The 19,322-nt window shown below is 36.2% G+C and carries 17 protein-coding genes; 6 read left to right on the top strand and 11 right to left on the bottom strand.

The window, feature by feature from the left end; genetic code table 11:
- Positions 1-274: 274 nt before the first annotated feature.
- Together MWU65_RS11600 and MWU65_RS11595 are read right to left on the bottom strand one after the other, a co-directional pair.
- A complete protein-coding gene (locus MWU65_RS11600) occupies positions 275-2,467 on the bottom strand; it encodes an Ig-like domain-containing protein (RefSeq protein WP_247078121.1) in 2,193 nt (730 codons plus the stop codon).
- Between the two features lie 233 nt (positions 2,468-2,700).
- Positions 2,701-3,369 carry an RluA family pseudouridine synthase gene (locus MWU65_RS11595; protein ID WP_247078119.1) on the bottom strand — a complete coding sequence of 223 codons (669 nt, stop codon included), beginning with the start codon at positions 3,367-3,369 and terminating at the stop codon, positions 2,701-2,703.
- Positions 3,370-3,922: 553 nt separating this feature from the next.
- Here MWU65_RS11595 and MWU65_RS11590 point away from each other — a divergent pair.
- The 4 genes from MWU65_RS11590 to MWU65_RS11575 all read left to right on the top strand — a co-directional run bounded on the left by MWU65_RS11590 (position 3,923) and on the right by MWU65_RS11575 (position 6,771).
- Positions 3,923-4,135, top strand: coding sequence for a hypothetical protein (locus MWU65_RS11590; RefSeq protein ID WP_247078117.1), 213 nt, complete (start codon positions 3,923-3,925; stop codon positions 4,133-4,135).
- Between the two features lie 2 nt (positions 4,136-4,137).
- Complete coding sequence (locus MWU65_RS11585) at positions 4,138-4,452, top strand: HPF/RaiA family ribosome-associated protein (RefSeq protein WP_247078116.1); 315 nt, start codon at positions 4,138-4,140, stop codon at positions 4,450-4,452.
- Positions 4,453-4,463: 11 nt separating this feature from the next.
- On the top strand, positions 4,464-4,844 hold the full coding sequence (locus MWU65_RS11580; RefSeq protein ID WP_247078115.1) for a hypothetical protein: 381 nt from the start codon (positions 4,464-4,466) through the stop codon (positions 4,842-4,844).
- A gap of 364 nt (positions 4,845-5,208) precedes the next feature.
- Entirely contained in the window at positions 5,209-6,771 is a 1,563-nt protein-coding gene (locus MWU65_RS11575) for a sulfatase (protein WP_247078114.1), read from the top strand.
- Positions 6,772-7,078: 307 nt separating this feature from the next.
- Here MWU65_RS11575 and MWU65_RS11570 read toward each other — a convergent pair whose 3' ends face one another.
- The 5 genes from MWU65_RS11570 to MWU65_RS11550 all read right to left on the bottom strand — a co-directional run bounded on the left by MWU65_RS11570 (position 7,079) and on the right by MWU65_RS11550 (position 14,295).
- The gene (locus MWU65_RS11570) at positions 7,079-8,614 is read right to left on the bottom strand and encodes a YifB family Mg chelatase-like AAA ATPase (protein WP_247078113.1); all 1,536 of its coding nucleotides are present in this window, start codon (positions 8,612-8,614) and stop codon (positions 7,079-7,081) included.
- Between the two features lie 18 nt (positions 8,615-8,632).
- A complete protein-coding gene (locus tag MWU65_RS11565) occupies positions 8,633-11,032 on the bottom strand; it encodes a penicillin acylase family protein (RefSeq protein WP_247078112.1) in 2,400 nt (799 codons plus the stop codon).
- Between the two features lie 89 nt (positions 11,033-11,121).
- Positions 11,122-12,432: a tRNA lysidine(34) synthetase TilS gene (gene tilS, locus MWU65_RS11560; protein WP_281501034.1), complete on the bottom strand. Its 1,311-nt coding sequence runs from the start codon at positions 12,430-12,432 to the stop codon at positions 11,122-11,124.
- A 15-nt stretch (positions 12,433-12,447) separates the two neighbouring features.
- A complete protein-coding gene (locus tag MWU65_RS11555) occupies positions 12,448-13,755 on the bottom strand; it encodes an anthranilate synthase component I family protein (protein ID WP_247078111.1) in 1,308 nt (435 codons plus the stop codon).
- 6 nt (positions 13,756-13,761) lie between these two features.
- Positions 13,762-14,295: an NADPH-dependent FMN reductase gene (locus MWU65_RS11550; protein WP_247078110.1), complete on the bottom strand. Its 534-nt coding sequence runs from the start codon at positions 14,293-14,295 to the stop codon at positions 13,762-13,764.
- A 119-nt stretch (positions 14,296-14,414) separates the two neighbouring features.
- Between MWU65_RS11550 and MWU65_RS11545 the strand changes: the two genes are divergently transcribed.
- On the top strand, positions 14,415-15,530 hold the full coding sequence (locus tag MWU65_RS11545) for a heparan-alpha-glucosaminide N-acetyltransferase domain-containing protein (protein WP_247078109.1): 1,116 nt from the start codon (positions 14,415-14,417) through the stop codon (positions 15,528-15,530).
- Positions 15,531-15,561: 31 nt separating this feature from the next.
- Here the strand turns inward: MWU65_RS11545 and MWU65_RS11540 are convergent, their stop codons facing one another.
- The 4 genes from MWU65_RS11540 to MWU65_RS11525 all read right to left on the bottom strand — a co-directional run bounded on the left by MWU65_RS11540 (position 15,562) and on the right by MWU65_RS11525 (position 18,600).
- Positions 15,562-16,362 (bottom strand): sulfite exporter TauE/SafE family protein, encoded by an 801-nt coding sequence (locus tag MWU65_RS11540; RefSeq protein ID WP_247078106.1) that lies wholly within the window; start codon positions 16,360-16,362, stop codon positions 15,562-15,564.
- Positions 16,363-16,430: 68 nt separating this feature from the next.
- Positions 16,431-16,844 (bottom strand): DsrE family protein, encoded by a 414-nt coding sequence (locus tag MWU65_RS11535; RefSeq protein ID WP_247078104.1) that lies wholly within the window; start codon positions 16,842-16,844, stop codon positions 16,431-16,433.
- Between the two features lie 27 nt (positions 16,845-16,871).
- A complete protein-coding gene (locus tag MWU65_RS11530) occupies positions 16,872-17,552 on the bottom strand; it encodes a Tat (twin-arginine translocation) pathway signal sequence containing protein (RefSeq protein ID WP_247078102.1) in 681 nt (226 codons plus the stop codon).
- Between the two features lie 10 nt (positions 17,553-17,562).
- Positions 17,563-18,600 carry a c-type cytochrome gene (locus MWU65_RS11525; protein WP_247078101.1) on the bottom strand — a complete coding sequence of 346 codons (1,038 nt, stop codon included), beginning with the start codon at positions 18,598-18,600 and terminating at the stop codon, positions 17,563-17,565.
- A gap of 439 nt (positions 18,601-19,039) precedes the next feature.
- Here MWU65_RS11525 and MWU65_RS11520 point away from each other — a divergent pair, with 439 nt between their 5' ends.
- Positions 19,040-19,273 (top strand): CDGSH iron-sulfur domain-containing protein, encoded by a 234-nt coding sequence (locus MWU65_RS11520; protein ID WP_247078099.1) that lies wholly within the window; start codon positions 19,040-19,042, stop codon positions 19,271-19,273.
- The last annotated feature ends 49 nt before the right edge of the window (positions 19,274-19,322 follow it).

Raw genomic sequence — 19,322 nt, 5'->3', positions numbered from 1 at the left:
TGTTCCGTATCCAGTGGCAGTCTTCAGACTAAGTGTTGCTCCTATAAGGAATTAGGTATAGAGAATTTTTTCTGAATTAAAAGCTTCTCGATACTAATTCTTTTTCCGCTACTGCTACTAAAAAAAATCACTCGCAGTGACAACTCTTTATCATATAACACAAAGTACAGATATAGGCTCCTACAAAACTAGTTCCTTTAGTAGTATATAATTTTAATATCTTTTTACTAATTAATACATTAAAATATAAAATCCGATAATTTACTAACTTTTACTACTTATTATACAAATAACTATCGGCATTGAAAATAGGATAATAATCCCCAGAAAAAATACTTTCAAATTGAGGGGCTGCCTTACCAAAAGAATTATTTTTTAGCACTATATTTTCTATATAATCAGCATAGCTATCCACCTCTTTATACTTTAAAAGTCCGACTCGCTGAATTTCTAGTTCGGCGTTTTGAAATTGATTGTAAAATCCAAAGTTTTGTAGTTCACTCGGAATTTCTGGCAAGACAATTTCATCGTTTGTAGCACTATCATAAACTAAATTCCAAACATAAGGACTACCAACATCATAACCCCCTTCTGCATATATTTCAATATTAGTATGGCTGTTTTCTGATGTCACAAGGTTTAAAGTATTATTTTGAAAAGAATAATCTACCGTCCAATTTGGAATATCAATTACATCATTAGGCAAACCTAAACCACGAGAATAATAATTTCCAATGATTAGCTCGTGCGCATAGGCATAAAATTGGGTATTTAATTGATATTCATAACTGGTAAAAGGAATATCAACGCCATAACCATATTCCCATATTTTATGAAATATATCGTTCTCCATATCTTCTTGACTTTGATACCCGTAAATAGAAAATGATTTGCTATTATTTGTATAAAAAGTGCTAGAAACTGTTGTAAATTGTTTCTGTTCTAAATTTTCATCACTGAAATCTTCGAAATTAATTTCAAAATCGGCTGGAATTGGTTTCTCAACAAATTGATAGTTATAAAAATCAACCAAGGGATTGTAACTATATACATATACGTCATTCGTCTTGTATTGATGATCTACAGGGTCAAACAACTGCAATAATTTATCACCCTCCGCTGAGGATGTAAAATGATAATCCTTTCCAAAGGCATATACCTCTGTTGATGCATCAAACCCCGAAATTGGATAAAGGTTACTATTGGCCACTTTAAATCTTTTAGATGCTTCTAAATTTATATTTTTAGGAAATTCACGATTAAAATTGGAGAGACTGTACAAGTAGGAACTCTCCCCATTATTGCCCATTGAGGCGTATGTTAATGTAAATTGCTCACTATTTTCAAATTCTTCTACGGAATGCAACTTCACCTCCCTAGTAGGGAATCGTATTTCTTCTACATCTATTAAAGTGCCATCCATTTTTGAGGCAAACACATAATGTTTATGAAATGATTGTATTGCTGGACTAAAATAACCTTCAGGAATTGTAATTTTAAGGATTAACCTTAAAATATTGATACTAACTTCTAACTGACTTGTATTTCCTAAATTATCTTTAGCTTCAATTGTCAATTTACCATCCCCTACCTCATAAGCATTAGGATCAAAATCTGTTTCAAAATTGGTAGCCGTACTATCAAAAAGCATTAAACTTGTTTCTTTATAAAAAATTTCTAGGGATGCAATTGCAGAATAAACATCTGAAACTTGGGGTTCTAAACGGATTGACTCATCAATTTCTTGTCCCTCTATAATGGATTCCAACAAAATAATTGGCCCCGTATTATCTACAATAAATTGCACTTCATGACTAGCTATATTTTGCGCATTGTCTTTGGCTTCAATCTTTAGTGTATTTTCCCCATCCGTTAAGGCAGAAGTATCAATATTTACCTCATACACTTCGTCTTTGATATCATAAAGCAATTCCTCGTTTAGATATACCAAAACTGAAGACACTTCCTGATTGTCTACAACTGCAAATAACACCGTGTTTAAATCCCCATTTATTACTTCGTCACCCCCTAAAGAAACTTCGGTGATTGAAGGAATTTCATTGTCTATATTTATTGGAATCTCACTAGATGAGGAGTTTCCAACTTTATCAGTTGCTACTATCTTTAAAGTATAGTTTTTATAATTTCCTGTTTTTCCTGCCTTAGATGCATAAGACGACACATCTATTGTAATAGCATAAGGTGGCATAGTATCTTCACCTACCTTTACGTCATTAATAAACGCTTCTATCTTTGCAACTCCTCCCTCATCGTTGGCATCAATATTAATTTCTATTTTATTACTAACCACAATAGCCTCACCTGCAACAACATTAGGTAAACCTGCAATAGATAAATTTACAGTAGGTGCAGTTGTGTCTGGCACCAAGGGAATACTTTCTTCCTCTGTACAAGCATAAAAAATCACTAAAAAAAAGAAAACAAAGACAGAGTTAAATTTATGCATAATTTGGCTGATTTATTAAAAACTAAATATAGGAACATACATGTAATAAATTATATAAATACCACCAAGTACTCAAATTCTAGTTTTAAGTCACCTTTTTATATCCTTTCTTCTCAAAGAGATTGCAATTGTGGTATACAGGAAGATAACAAGCTATAGTACCCCTATGCTCAACTCAAAATTTAGAGGTATAATTGTTCAGTGTAAAACTCAATCCTGGTTAGTCACAATGCTTAGATTGATTTAAAAGTCCAAAAATCATTTTTTGGTAGTGTTGCCTCAAAGCTGATTTTCTCCTTAGAAACCGAGTCCAGATACGTTATTTTCCATGCATGCAAGCAAACAGACAATGGGAGGTATTTTTTATTGGAACCATATTTTTCATCCCCAACTATCGGGAGCCCTATATGAGCCAATTGGGCTCTAATTTGGTGAAAACGCCCTGTTTTTGGTTGTACCTTTAAAAGATACCCAAAATCATTTTCACCTATAAGTTCATAGGATAAATTACAAGCTAAGGAGTCTTTGGATTTAGACTGCACTATTTCGGCCTTTTTTTCGAGCTTATTTTTTATGAGAAAATGATCCAAGTGTCCTTTATCCTTTGGCGGCTTGTTGGCAACAATAGCCAAATAGGTTTTTTGCACTTGCCGACTGCTAAACAACGCATTGAATTTTACCAGTATGCTTTTTTTCTTTGCAAAAAGCAACACCCCACTGGTTACCCGATCTAATCTGTGTATCACCCCAACATACGGCTTCGGCTTGACTTTTAAAAGGTGATTAAAAACCTGATCTTCGACTGTATTATCCTCGAAGGGGCTCTTTTCACTGATGCGTCCTGCATTCTTGTTTACGACTATAAAATCCTTGTTTTCATATACCACATCAAGATTCGCCATGCATCGATTATTTTTAGAGTTCAAAATAGGAGGCAACAATAAACAACAAACTTTTTAAAAAGCAGTGTGATATTAATTACTTTCCCTAAAAAAAATAATTTAGCAAAATTCTCAAACAAAATTCCAGAAGGATTACATTCGGCTCTTCCCCACTTGCTAGATACAAACAGCACCTACCAAAAATTAGCGTAGATCAAAAAAATAAAGTTTTGTATGTTCAATACACACAGAACAATGAGTCTTTACACCAAAACTTTTTCAATAGAAAAAAAGAGCAAACCCTATGGGTTTGGATCAACCAATTAATATAGTTCTTTAGTTTTAAGACAGTATTGGCAAGGTCTAAGAATTAAAGCTGTATACTAAGCATGAAGAAGTAAATCAACAAAAAGCGGAATATTGTACAATTGCCGTCTATAGTCAGATAAACCGTTTCCATAAAGCTCAAAAAGCAGGAATCAAACAACTTTAAATAGTTGGTTAAATCAATAGCACCCTTCTTCAAGGCAGCTTTAAATTTGAAGGTGCTTTTAATTTTAAAAACTTATAGAAAATGGAATCTCAAAAAGACCTTAATGACAAGATCCGATTAACTACCTTAAAAATTCAAGAGGAATACCCTGAACTGATAAAATACTTGATTGAAATCCCTAGAAGCTCTCAATCCAAGGCGGAAAAAGGAATAGGAAGCCAAGCGTTAAAAGATTATTTAGATTCCCTAAATAATTTATTAGAATCGTATACACTAAAACATAAAAACCAATAAATATGACAATCCAAATAAATACAGACAAAACACTTAAAGGAGAAAAAAGAAGATCCGATTTTTTTTCTTCTCAAATTTCAGAAGCGCTACAAAGATTTGAATCTCACGTCACTAGAATTGAGGTACACTTGAAAGATGAAAACGGAAGTAAAGACGGATTTAATAATATATCCTGTTTGTTAGAAGCTAGAATTGAAGGCAGAAAACCCATCGCTGTTACTAGTCAAGCAAACACTATGGATATTGCCGTAACTAGCGCTATTGATAAAATAAAAACTGCCATAGAAAGTGTTCTTGGAAAAATTCAAAAAAACTAAAAATTTACAATATGACAACAAATAACAACTTAGGTATCTGGATGGATCATTCCATCGCTAATTTGATTGATATAAATTCAAAAAAAGAATCGTATTCAATTGTTTCTGAATTTACGTCAGAAACCCAAGAAGAAGCCTCCAATAGAAGCGAAAGTCTTATGCATAACAAAAGACAGCAAATGCATAAAGAATTTTATGACAAAATTGGAGCTCAAATTTTAAAACACAATCATGTACTATTATTTGGACCAACAAATGCAAAAGTAGAATTACACAATTACTTGAAAAAAGATTCACATTTTAAAAATATAAAAATTGATATAGAAGCATCAGACAATATTACTGATAATGAACAGATTGCTTTTGTAAAAAAGCATTTTAAAAATAAATAGCTTAAATAGGGATTATAAAATCTATAACAAATAGATTGCTTATGACTAAATGTTGGCTTTACTTTTTTAGTGAAGCCAACATTTATCGTTAAAAGAACACCGAATAGAATTATCAAGGAATTTACGGAAACTCACAAATGGAAAAAAGCAGTTACAGCCTAAAAAATAAGTGCACAAACAAAACGCAATGCAGCATTTTAGGCTTAGCTACCGTAGGCAAGTCTCCAAAATACTTAGATTTGTTTTTAAAACAAAAAAAGCGTTCGCTAACTTATAAACCAAAAATTTGCTACTTTTAATATGCGTTCTAACCATATAACAGGCGTTCATATTAAGTTCTAGTGTACATAAATTATTAAAAGCAATGAATAAAAATTACGCTCTATATTACCTACTCCTCCTTTCATTACTTACACTATTTGGTTGTAACACCGACAAGAAAGACGTTGTAAAGCCCAACATTCTGTTTGTATCTATTGATGATCTTCGTCCTACCCTGGGGGCTTATGGCGACGCCACAGCAATCACCCCAAATATTGACCAACTCGCTGCTGAAGGTATGACCTTTAGACAAACCTTCACGCAAGTAGCAGTTTGTGCTCCTTCACGAGCAAGTTTAATGACTGGTTTAAGACCTGATTCTACCCGTGTTTGGCATCTTGGGGATAAGTTCCGCGACATCAATCCAAATACAGTGACTATGCCGCAATACTTCTCAAAATTTGGATATCACACCGTTAATATTGGTAAGATTTTTCATAATTATATGCCCGATTCCATCTCTTGGGATGAGCCAGATTTGCGTCCTGCTCAATATTTACGACCCGATTGGTTAAAAAGAGACGGAGAAACATTTTACATCAGCGAAGAAGTCAATCACTCACAAGCACTTAAAAGAGACTCCTTATTAGCCCTTAGACCTGTGAGGTACGCAGATGGATGGAATACAGGACCTGCTTGGGAAGCTGCTGCAGTTCACGATACATTGTACTATGACGGAGCACAAACCGAACTAGCTAAAAGGACACTTACGCGTCTGGCTAAAAATGACAAACCTTTTTATATGGGGCTTGGTTATTTTCGGCCGCACCTTCCGTTTACTGCCCCTAAAAAATATTGGGATCTTTACGACCCAGAAAAAATTCCGTTGGCTGCAAATAAAAACGTACCAGAAAACGCACCGAGCCATACTATGAATTCTATGTATGAATTACGGCACTATGACGGTTTCAACCAAATTGGCCACCCTCAATCTTCATACCGAATGAGTGAAGACACCTCACGGATATTAAAGCACGGATATTATGCAAGTGTCAGTTATGTGGATGCTTTGCTAGGCAATCTCATATCTCACATGAAAGAGATAGGGATTTACGAAAATACTATTATTATTATATGGGGAGATCATGGTTGGAAATTAGGAGACCATAATAGCTGGGGGAAAATGACCAACTACAATATTGATTTACAAGTACCGATGATCATTCGTTATCCAAACCAAGAAAATCGAGGGGCTCAAACATTTGAAATTACCGAATTGATAGACATGTTTCCTTCGCTTTGTGAATTGGCAGGAATAGAAGTACCTGATTACCTGCAGGGAACAAGTTTTGTGCCCTTAATCAAAGACCCTAAACGCGTATGGAAGGAAGCCGCATTTAGTCAGTTTCACCGCAGACCAAGACAATCCGCTGATGGCAATAGATATATGGGGTATTCCATTAACACCAAAAAATATCACTACATAGAATGGTATACTTGGGATCCTAAAACTGGAACGAGAGGTGAATTGAAAAATAGAGAATTGTTTGATCGGGAAAATGATCCGAATGAGATGGTTAATATAGTAGCAGAACAAACACTTATCAAAGTTGTAAAAGGATTATCAGAACAACTTATTGGCGGTTGGCAAAAAGCTAAACCTTAACGTTCTCTTTTATTCCTTCTGATTATAGTATCAATTTATAAAAATCAAACTTAGGGCCCCTGAAATCAATTGCCTTGCAGATTGATCCCTGGAACAATCGCAGTGTGTTAAATCTAAAATCTCTTGTAATTAAACGTTTTATGGAGACTTGAAAATGTACTTTTCCAAATATCAGGCTGAAGTTAAAAATTAAATAAATTGAAGACCTCCTCAATGCGATTGAATGATCATTATTTTCATTAAATACCGAAAGCACTACGATCATTTTAAAAATACAGTAACAAATAGTGTTCTTTTAAAACGCCAATTACCCCAACCAGCCTTCTCTATCCAAGCTCCTGTATTGTATGGCTTCTGAAATATGATCCCCAACAATATGATCTGCTGCATCTAAATCTGCAATGGTCCGTGCTACCTTTAAAATCCGGTCGTAGGCCCTAGCCGAAAGGTTTAGTCGTTCCATCGCATTTTTTAACAAGGCCTTAGAAGCGTCGTCTAATTTACAGTACAAGCGAATTTGTTTGGTATTCATCTGGGCATTGTAATGAATATTCTCCAATTCCGTAAATCGGATAGTTTGTAACTCCCGTGCTGCCGTTACTCGCTTTCGAATTGCAACACTGCCCTCCCCTTTGCGCTCGTCTGATAACTTTTCAAAAGGAACAGGGGTTACCTCTATATGAATATCAATCCGATCTAACAAAGGACCGGAAACCTTACTTAAATACCGTTGCATTTCGGCTGGAGAAGAGGTTACCGGAGCATCCGGATCGTTAAAATAACCAGAGGGACTAGGATTCATACTGGCAACCAACATAAAACTACTGGGATAGGTCACCGTAAAGCGTGCTCTAGAAATAGTTACCTCCCTGTCTTCCAAAGGCTGACGCATCACTTCTAAAACGCCTCGTTTAAACTCTGGCAACTCATCTAAAAACAAAACCCCGTTGTGCGATAATGATATTTCACCCGGCTGTGGATAGGCCCCGCCGCCAACTAAAGCTACATCTGAAATGGTGTGATGTGGACTGCGAAACGGCCGTTGATTCATGAGCCCCATGTTCTTAATTTTACCCACCACACTGTGTATTTTAGTGGTCTCCAAAGCCTCATGCAAGGTCATAGGGGGTAAAATGGAAGGCAATCTTTTGGCCAACATTGTCTTTCCTGCACCGGGTGGGCCTATTAAAATGATATTGTGTCCACCTGCAGCTGCAATTTCCATACAACGTTTTATACTTTCCTGGCCCTTGACATCAGAAAAATCGAATTCCGGAAAATCCAAACTTTTATAAAATTCTGCTCGAGTATCAATTATCGTTTCTTCTAAAGGGGTGCCTTTGTCGAAAAAATTGATCACCTCCGTAATATTCGCTACGCCATACACCTTTAAACCACTAACAATAGCCGCCTCCCGTGCATTCTCCTTGGGTAAGATAAAGCCAACAAAACCTTCTTCTTTGGCTTTTATAGCTATGGGCAATGCCCCTTTTATAGGTTGTAAGCTTCCGTCTAAGGAGATTTCACCCATAATGATATACTTCTCTATCTCGGTCGACTTAATTTGACTGGAGGCGCTTAAAATACCCAAAGCCAGTGTTAAGTCATAGGCAGAACCTTCTTTCCGCATATCGGCTGGCGCCATATTAATAGTAATCTTTTTTCCTGGAATTTTATAACCGTTATTTTGGAGTGCTGCCGCAATACGGTAATTGCTTTCTTTAATAGCATTATCAGGCAAACCTACCAGATGGTACCCGATGCCTTTATCGATATTGACTTCCACTGTAATTGTGGTAGCTTCCACTCCAAAAACTGCACTACCGTAAATTTTTGTAAGCATAAGGATTCATTTTTATTACTAATTCACTGACTTAACCCTAAAAGTAAGCAAAGATTTTTTGGTCTTTATAATTTCTTCTTTGTTCATCATCATTTTACGGAATTCTCCATTGACAAACATCTTAGCCTGATCGTTATAATGCGAACTAAATGGGTTTCCAGACTGACCTGTAGGAAGAATGCTAATACTATTTTCAATATCAGAAAAATCTATGACTCTTCGGGTTGATGGTCCCGAAGTAACCTTATACGCTCCCGTCTCATCATAGGTAAAGCCCATATTATTAATAACTTCTTGTGTTCCATTTACCGGAAAAGGGCCTACATTAAAATACTTACGCAGTGCCTTTACTTCCCCTAAGGGGTGTTTGTGTTCTAAGGTATGTACCTTTCCCCAAGTCCATTTTGATACATTACTTCCAAATTCATTGGTTAAGGATTGAATTGCTTTTTCAAAGGATTTCTGAAGTATACTTTTTTGGGTTTCCACAACCTCTGTAGTCTCTATATTATCCCACCAAATAGAATTTTCATTAGCTACCAGAGGCACCAATAACCGTTTGTGAAAGTGGGTGCTTAATAATTGATTAAAAAGATCATCCCCCAATTCGTCTTTAAAGGTATACTCCAACATATAATAGACCCAACGATGAAAGATTGTAGGTTCTACACTATTTACTTCTGCCTCCCCCTCCCATTTTCCCAAAGCATCTAATAATTTAATATGAGCATCTTCTAAATTAGTTATATCTATTTCTTTAGACATATTTACAGCCATAGTAGGGTTTACAGAAGAGGTCACGTCTGTAATCATCTTACTTGTAGCCTCTAAATCCCAATCAGATTTGGGTTCCAGCAAACTAACAATACGTTTGGCTCTATTTTCTGGCAAATAATATCCAGGATAAAACTTACCGGCTACAGAATCGGGTTGATTATTGGCAGAATACACATAATCTGAAGGAGGGTTTTCAGACTGTGGGTTTTGTGAAAAATCCAAATAGCCAATACGGTCTTGCTTACCATCACTACCGTTCAAAATAAACTTTGTATGGGTACTATCTGGCATTTCATATAGTTTAGCAGTGGCCCACCACGCTATATTTCCTTCTGCATCTCCATACATTATATTTAAACCAGGCGCATGAATATCAACCAAATGACTTTTAAAAGTACGTTGGGTTTCTGAATGAGACATGCCGTATAAAGCACTTAGCAGTTTATTTTCTAGTTGGGTATATATCCAAGAAATAGCAACTGGTTTATCATTCGTTATTCCAGGAAGAACTTCGTTTAATATAGCGCCATGCCGGGTAGATTTAATCGTGAATTTTACATCGTCCTCCCCTTTTACTTTGATTGTTTTTTCATGATAAGAATACCCTTCCCAACCATTCTCTGTTTTGTAAGTAACAGGATTGTCTGGATTTGTCTCTTCGCAATAAAAATCAACATCATCATTTTCAAACATCGTAATCCCATAGGCTAACTGTCTGTTATGCGCCAACAAAGGATAGGGCATTCCGGCCAAGTGGTAGCCATATTTTTTATAGGTAGGGGTACTAATATGGGCTTCGTACCAAACCGAAGGTTGTGCAAAACCAATATGCGGATCATTGGCTAAAATAACACTGCCGTTCTTTGTCTTATCAGGGGCTAGCACCCAACTATTACTCCCTTCAAACTGCGGTAATGGCAATTTTGCCAATGTTTTATATAGGGAAGCCGACAAATTTATCTGAGTAGAATCTGTAAGTGGGTTGTAATTTTTTATCAAGGTAGAATTAGCCATGGTTTCTATCCCTAAATCCTGAAGATAGGCCGTTCCCAATTTATCTTTAATACTAGTAAGTAAAGGATCTGTCTTATGGGCCATAGCAAAACTAAAAGCCATATACCCAATGGTATTATATACATCTTTTAATACAAAAGGTCGCTTTTCTATTCCCGTAAGGTAAAATTCTAAAGGCGTTGGACCTTCTTCTACAAACTGATTAATACCGTCTAAATAGGCTTCTGCCAACTGTACATAATCACTATTTAAATCTAAATTTTCAATTGTTTTCTTAGAATAATCATCGATCCCTAAGGCTAAAAACAGCTTATCGGTTGCTAACAACTCTTCGCCAAAAACCTCAGATAATTCACCTGCACTTATACGCCTTAGTAACTCCATTTGCCATAGCCTATCTTGCGCTTGTACATAGCCTAAAGTACGCAAGGCATCCTTTTCACTAAGCGCATAGATATGGGGAATACCGTAATTATCATAATACACTTGCACATTATCTGATAAGTGACTTAAAAACCTTTCTCCTTCATAATTGGGTGTAAGGGTGTATAAGAAAATACTAACGCCCAATATGAACAACCCTAAAATTGGCACTCCTATTTTTAAAATTAATTTTAATCGTCGCATATATGCTGCTAATATTTTATAAAGTTAGATTTAAAGTTTAAAAAGTAAGACCAAATAGCATTCACTTTAAAATAGTGAATTTGACAGCATTAATGTAGTAATTTGATTTTTAATATGTTGGCTGTCGTACGTTCTATTTTAAACCTATTGTCTGCTCGTCTCCCAACAACCCATACAATTTTATCACCAGAACAAAGCAGCCACTGTGCTTCTTTAGAGATAACGTCTATTTTTTCATCCTTAAAAAACTTACTAAGTTTTTTCTTTCCTTTCAGTCCAAAGGGATAAAAAACATCCCCTTCCCGCTTCTTTCGTAGCTGTAAGGGAAAAACCAACTTGTCTTTGTCAACATAAATAGCATCCGATGAAATTTCTTCCATTGCAGTAACCTCTGTCAGCTGTAACCGAATAGGCAATTTAGACGACTCCCCTTCTAGGGCTATATCATAGGAATCCATTGGGGTTTCTTTCCGTGTCTGCAGTAGTAAAACATCCCTATCTTTTAGCAAACGATGCGTTTTAGAGTGTATTTCCTTACCACTTACTGCAGTTAACAAGCCCAAAACATCTTCCCATTCCGTAAAACCGAAGTCCTTAAGCAAAGCATAGATATAACTTTTGGTGGGTAGGTATTGTTGCAACCTAGGTATTGAAATTTCTACAAGATCTCCTTTATGAACAAACAGTTCTTTTTGTACTTGTTTGATGTGATTATCGGCCAATACAGCAGTTTGCTGCAGGTACTTTTGGGTATTCTCAAAATTCTTTAAAAAAGTGGGATGTAACTCCTTTAAAAGCGGCACAATATTGTGTCGTATACTATTTCTTAAATATTTAGTTTCTGCATTGGTGCCATCTTCCCTCCATACTATTTTTCCTGTAGTGGCATAGGTTAAAATTTGAGCTCTAGTAAAGGGCAACATTGGTCTTGTAGCACTGTTGGTTTCAGCCGGAATACCAGTTAACCCATCAACTCCCGTTCCTCGAGAAAGATTTATTAAAAAAGTCTCTAGATTATCATCTGCCTGATGCGCAGTAAGCACTGTTAAAAAACCATCCTGATCCCTAATATTGTTAAACCATTGATACCTGAGCTCTCTTGCTGCAATCTGAAGTGATACTTTATTTGATGCTATATAGGCATTTGTATCAAAAGTAGTTACGTATACTTTTTTATCTAATTTTACAGCCAATTCTCTAACAAACTCTTCATCAGCATCACTGGCGGCTCCTCTTAATTTAAAATTGCAATGAGCCAATGCAAAATCCAGCTCACTCAAAGCGCATAAATGGGCTAAAACAACACTGTCAATACCACCACTACACGCCAATAGCAATGGACCTTGCAACAAGGCAGGAAAATTGGTTTTAATATGATTTTTAAATTCTTGTAGCACCATACAAATGTAAATAAACTAAGACACTTTACCTTCTAATACTTGTCGCATTGCTTTTGCTTTTAACAAACACTCTTCATACTCCCTTTCAGGTACTGATCGGGCTGTGATAGCCCCACCCACAGAAAAGGAAACATATTTTTCGGTGGCATTGTATAAAATACTACGTATGACCACATTAAAATCGAAATTTTGATCTGGGGTAAAGTACCCAACAGCACCACTATACAAGCCTCTTTTTGTCGCTTCTAATTCTTCAATAATACGCATAGCAGAAACCTTTGGGGCGCCCGTCATACTTCCCATAGGAAAGGTTTGTTGTATAATATCAACCGGGTTTTTATCCGCGGATACTATTGAAGTTATGGTTGAAACCATCTGATGTACTTGTTTGAATGTATATGACTTGCATAATTCTTCCACAACGACACTACTTTTTTCTGCACTTTTAGAAAGATCGTTACGCACAAGATCTACGATCATTATATTTTCGGCTCTTTCCTTCTCATCCTTTTCTAAAGACAACCGTAATGCCTCGTCTTCCTCCACGTTTAAGGAACGTTTTGCTGTTCCCTTAATGGGTTGAGAAATAATTTTAAAACCTTCTTTTTTAATATATCGCTCAGGCGAAGCAGACAATAAGTACTTATCGTTAAGTTTTAGAAAAACGGCAAAGGGCGGTTCCGATATACTATTCAATTCTAAATAGGTTCGCAGGGGGTTTATAGTTACACCTTCTGCATAAAATTCTTGACAAAAATTAGCCTCGTAAATATCACCCCTATGAATGCGCTGCAACATTTTACCAAGCCCCTTAAAATACTCATCCTTAAAGATTCTCATTTTAATAGGAATGGGTACTGCCTCCCCTTGTATTTTATCAGTTTCTAACGGTACAGCAGAAATTTCCTTATAATCTAAATCAATTTCATCATCCACCATATTTAAATACAGGAAATGCACCTCTCCGGCAATGATTTGAATAATCTTCTTGGGCTGAAAAAAGTAAAGGTCTGGAAAATGTAGTCCGTCAAAATTTTCAGATTTTAAGCGCTCTATATTGTTCTTTAAATCATAGGATAAATACCCAAAAATCCAATCTTTAGTTTCCGCTTGATACACCTTTAAATCTTCAAAAGCATTGAAGGAATCGGTTGCAATGGCCGTTAAAGCATCAGCTGCCAATACCGCATCAAAGGAGCTGTATTTGCCTGTATGTTTATTGCTATCTAGCCATACCACCTCGTTAAATTGCTGACTCCACTGCAATAGCTTCGCCTTAAACTCAAAAAGGTCATCAACCTTAAAAGAAACCGATTTTCGCAAAGTAGTTTAGATTTTAGCTAAAAATTGATATACTGCTGCCTGGTGTTTTTCCTTTAATTCTGCATCCAAAATTCCTGAGTCTACAGAAAAATTATCATAAAAAGAAGGCAGTGAAAAGGTAGCGACAATTTCTGCCCCAAATCTTGGAAGAATAGCCTTGGCTGTATCTTGAGCCCCGATCCCTCCTCTTTTACCAGGAGACGTAGAAAGTAATAAAATCTTTTTATCTCCTAAAAAATTACGATCAATTCGCGACAACCAATCTATTAAGTTCTTAAAAAAACCAGACAAACTACTATTGTGTTCATTTACCGAAATAACAAGGGAATCTACATTAGCAATAGTCTCCTTTAATTCTTTTAATACCTGTGGATATCCTGCTGTTTTTTCTACATCTTCACTAAACATAGGGATTGCCATTGTAGCTGCATCTAGCAATTCTACCGAATGCCCATTTAAATTGCTAACGGTGTGCTTTACCAATTTATAATTTATAGAAGTACTAGAATTACTTCCTGCGAATGCTAAAATTCTACTCATACCATACTATTTTTAACGAAAATACTTCAAATAAGAATCATTTGCGAGCATTTTAGCTAGTTTTGCAAATTAAAGCCATTGAAAAACCAGTATTGCAGGCAGGTAGCTGCTTCCTTCCCATGAAAGATATTAATTATAGATTGTATTTTATTGACGCTATGCGTGCTTGGGCTATTTTAATGATGCTTCAAGGGCATTTTATAGACGGATTGTTAGATCCTGTTTATAAGGATAAAACGTTGTGGAGTTATAGTCTTTGGCGTTATTTTAGAGGTATGACGGCCCCTGTTTTCTTTACGGTTTCTGGATTTATTTTCACCTATTTATTAATCAGAAGCAAACAGTTTGGAATTAAAAACCCCCGTGTTCAAAAAGGGGTTCGTCGCGGTATACAATTGATAATCATAGGGTACTTACTCCGAACCAATATACTGGGTATTTTAACCGGAAACATCTACAATTCTTTTTATTTGGTGGATGTTTTACACTGTATTGGGCTTTCTATATTAGGTATTATAGGTATGTATATATTATCAAGCAAAACAAAACCTATGGTTTTTACTCTTACTTTGTTACTTATAACTTTGGTTTTATTTTTATTTGAACCCACTTATAAATTATGGACCTACTCTAATCTACCCAATGCCTTGGCCAATTACCTCACCAGAGCAAACGGATCTGTCTTTACTATTATTCCTTGGTTTGGGTACGCCACATTTGGCGGCTTTATGTCTTCGCTATTTTACAAGTACAAAGAACATAAAAACTTATACCCTACTGCCATTATTACCTGCACTATCCTTGGCCTTGTACTGTTAAATTCATCTAGAATATTCTATGAGATTTCCGCTGGAACGAATACCGAATTTCTCGTTGCCGTATATTCTAATAATTATCTGTTTATTCACTTGGGCGATGTCCTCTTGATATTCGCTGTATTCATGCTTTTTAGAACGTATATCACCCATAAGATTATTTTAAAAATTGGGCAAAACACCCTATCCATCTATGTTATTCACTTTATTATTCTCTACGGCAGTTTTACTGGCTTAGGGCTCTACCAATTTTTTAAATATTCACTCTCTCCTACCGCTGCTATTGTTGGAGCGGCATTTTTTGTACTGATCTGTACCCTTTTTGCGTTAGGGTATGACAAACACGAACTAAATGTAAAAACTACCTTAAATAGGTTAAAGCAAAGTGTCTGGAAATTATTGAACCCAAATAAAAACTAAGTTTTGGAAACTATAAAAAATTCGTACAGAATTAATAAATTAACTCAAAATAAAAAACACCTACTGCTATAAACAACAACATCCAACCAAAGAGTTTTTTAAGCTTATCTCCATTTATAAAAGCAGAAAGGTAAATTCCCAAGAAAATACCAAATACAGATACTATCGTAAATGTAAAAAGAAAGGCCCAATCTATTTCAAAATTCCCTAAGTCTCCCGCAAAGCCAATCAATGATTTTATAGCGACAATAAACAAGGACGTAGCAACAGCCTTCTTCATTGGAAGTTTTATCAATAGCACCAAAGTAGGAATAATTAAAAATCCACCACCAATCCCCAGAACACCCGTAAACAAGCCTATAAGCAACCCTTGTAATACAATTAAAGGATAATTGTAACTATGTTGACTATGAGCTACCACCTGAGAATTCTTTTTTCTTAGCATTGATAGTGAACACAATACCATGGTAAAGGCTAAGAGAACCATCACCATCAAATCTTTAGTAACCATAAGATGGTTGATGACAAATAATTCTTCTGGAATGATAGGCAAAATATATTTCCGAACAGCAAAGACCATGAGAAAGGCAGGAATCGCAAAAACAACTGCCACTCTTAAATCTACCAATCCTTTTCTCCAATTTCTTACAACTCCTATTGAAGCCGAGGCCCCTACAACAAAAAGAGAATAGGCGGTAGTTGCCATAGGGCTAATATGAAATACGTAAGTAAAAATGGGGATTGCGATTATTGAACCCCCACTTCCCATAATTCCTAAAATTATTCCCACCAACAATGCGCCTAAATAACCAAAAAAATACACCGCTTCCATATGCTATAATTAGCGTCAACAGCCCCTAATAAAAATACTAGCTTAAGTCTGATAACGCACTTATACTTCTATAACCCTTCCTTTATATACCCCCAGCCTTGCGCCTGCTTTTCAACAATCTCTAGGATACCATCAGGAACAGCTCTCACACCTTTAATTAATTGTGACGCTTCAATCTTGTGCCGATTCAAGGATGCCTGACAGACCACAAAATCTACATTTTTGTTTTTAGCCAGTGCTGCCATTTCTTTGGCAACGGCCGATTTATCGGCTATAACCATTTCATAGGCTTTACTGTAAATTACCATTTCAAATTTGGAATCTGGATAGGATTTCGACATCATTTGCACATGCCTGATGGCCGATTTTTGTACCCCAATATTACTGCTGGTGACATCAAATACTATTTTCACTGGTTTTTCCTGCGACAATGCTATTGTTGCAAATAAGCACGCCAATACTAAATTTATATACGTTTTCATAAGTTTCTTTATATAGTTAATCCTGATTTATCCTCCTGCAAAAATATAGCCACAGCCGTGTTCTTGAGCCCTACCTAAGGCCCACACACCGGATGGCACAAGTTCTATTCCTGGATGAATGGCATCTATCCATTCTTGGTATACCATTTTTGCGTCCAAGCCCATTTTTTGTGCTACAGCGCCACTGTAAACCGATATCGCCAAATTACACACACAAAAAAGAGCGCCGCGTTGCTGCATATCTTTAATTCCCTGAATAACCGGCATTGGAAAATCGCCTTCCTGAGGTTCGTAATACGGATTTCTCAAGGATGGCTCCTTAGTTGTGTTATCGGTAACACCAAAAACTTCGCCAAGCTTGTATTTCTTCCATAGTTCAGATGTTAAGGCAAAGGGTATTGCATTGTGTCGCAACACTGTCATTGCTGTAATATCACTGTCGGCAGATCCTGTTTCATTGTTCGATAAATAAAATGCCCAGTTCCAAATAACTGGAAACCCATCATGTGGGGTAGAACCATCATACACAATTCTGTGTTTGCCTTTAATTTTATCGAACCAGTTGTCTATTGCTCCCATTTTTTCATCATCGAACTCTGGTAAATTAGCATACACAGGGTTGCCTAATAGGGATAGCGTGCTCGCTGTAGCGCCAAGCATCATAGCTCCCATAAATTTTCTTCTTGGATTACTTTCTGTAGTTTTCATATGTATTGATTTATTTAGATTTAACAATATTGTATTCTTGCTTATAAAACGTCATAATAGGTTGAAAAGGTCCCAGCTGATGTTGCTCTACCGAAAACGTATCCGCATAAGGCGGATAAGGTGTAGACACTGGCTTTTTCTTTAAATCTGGAAAATCTTTTTCTCGCTGAGGCTTTAAAGGCCTTGTTTGTTGGTTGATGTACCCAGCAACATCATAAGCCTCCTCATCACTTAATACCGGGTTCTCATAGGTAGTTCCATAAGGCATATTCGCCTTAATAAACTGTGCTGCTGTAATAACCCGATTCATTCCGGCGCCATTATTATAAGAATCAGAACCCCATAAAGGAGGGTATTCATAGACAAAATCTTCTATCGCTTTTTTACCTTCGCCATTAGTACCGTGACAGGCAACACATACTTTTTTAAATACCTTTTTGCCTTTTTGTAGATCAACCTTCCTATTTGGAATTTCTATTTTCACAAACCCTTGACCAAATACTTTTCCGTCTTTGGGTGCCAATCTACTTAACCAAGATACATACGCTACAAATGCCTGCATTTCCTTTCCATCTACAGCTAATGTCTTCCCATTCATACTTCGCTCCATACATCCATTAATACGTTCTTCAATAGTGCCTATTTTATTCTCTCTACCTCTAAATTGCGGGAACCTATTGGTAATACCAATCAGCGGCGCCGAAAAAGGCTTGGTACCTGCCTGTAAATGACAATTGGTACAGGCCAATGCATTGCCGGTAGTCCTTATATTGAGGTTGCTGTTTTCTGGGCCAATGTACTTGGGTGTATTTTTAAACAGCTCATAACCATATTTTACAACCGTATTTTCTTTGGAATTGTCCAATAAGGAAATATCAAAGTCTGTAGCTATCGGAGCAAGTGATATTTTTAGTCGCTGCTGTGGAGCTTTAGAAAATACATCAAAATAAAACAATAGGGTAACTACACTAATCAGTAGCATTAGACTACAGCATTTGGTAATTTGAATCACCAATTTCCGAATAAGGTATCTCGTTTCATCTTTCATAATCACATGTACTCTAAAATGCACTAAGGTACTGTGGGGGGTATTACAAAATTAGAACTGATACCCGAGAATGGGTTTCATTATTTATGCAAACTCTAGGAGTATTTATTAATCTTTAATAATCGAATTAATAGGTATTACGCCTTTCTTTGGTGAAAATCAGTAAGGAGCCTCAAACAGGCCAAACCTCAATTTCAAGTAGACTCGGCCAAAATTTAAGACACAGAACCCATGTAGTATATACCGCGCAGAAGTGTTGTGTCTTTTAGTATGAAAAGTGAATTCATTATTTATGTAAACCTTAGGAGTATCTGTGAACGAATAGCTGAAGTGAACCCCATACAATTGCTATATTCTATTTAGATTGACTAAAAATTGAGGGGCTAAATTTTTGACAATTGACTTTTGGTTTATGCTTATTGTTAATTAACTGAAAACAATGAGCGATAATAAACAATATACTCCCATAAAGGTCGATTTAGAAAAAGACAAGCGGTATGCTTGGTATACCTGCAGCCATAGTGAAAATCAGCCATTTTTCGATGGCTCTCACCGTAAACACTACGCAACACCTTCTTTAGGGTTTGCTGTTGAAGAAAACAAAACTTGTCATTTATGTAGGTGTAAGTTAACGAACAACCCTCCTTATTGCGATGGTTCTCATAAAAACTAAACACCTTAAATACTTGTAAAACAAAAAAAGGCTGTCTAATTTATAGACA

Origin of the sequence: Cellulophaga sp. F20128 (assembly GCF_023015805.1) — a bacterium.
Taxonomy (GTDB): Bacteria; Bacteroidota; Bacteroidia; order Flavobacteriales; family Flavobacteriaceae; genus Cellulophaga.
The sequence above is the reverse complement of the archived record's forward strand: the minus strand, read 5'-3'. Positions and strand labels throughout refer to the sequence as shown.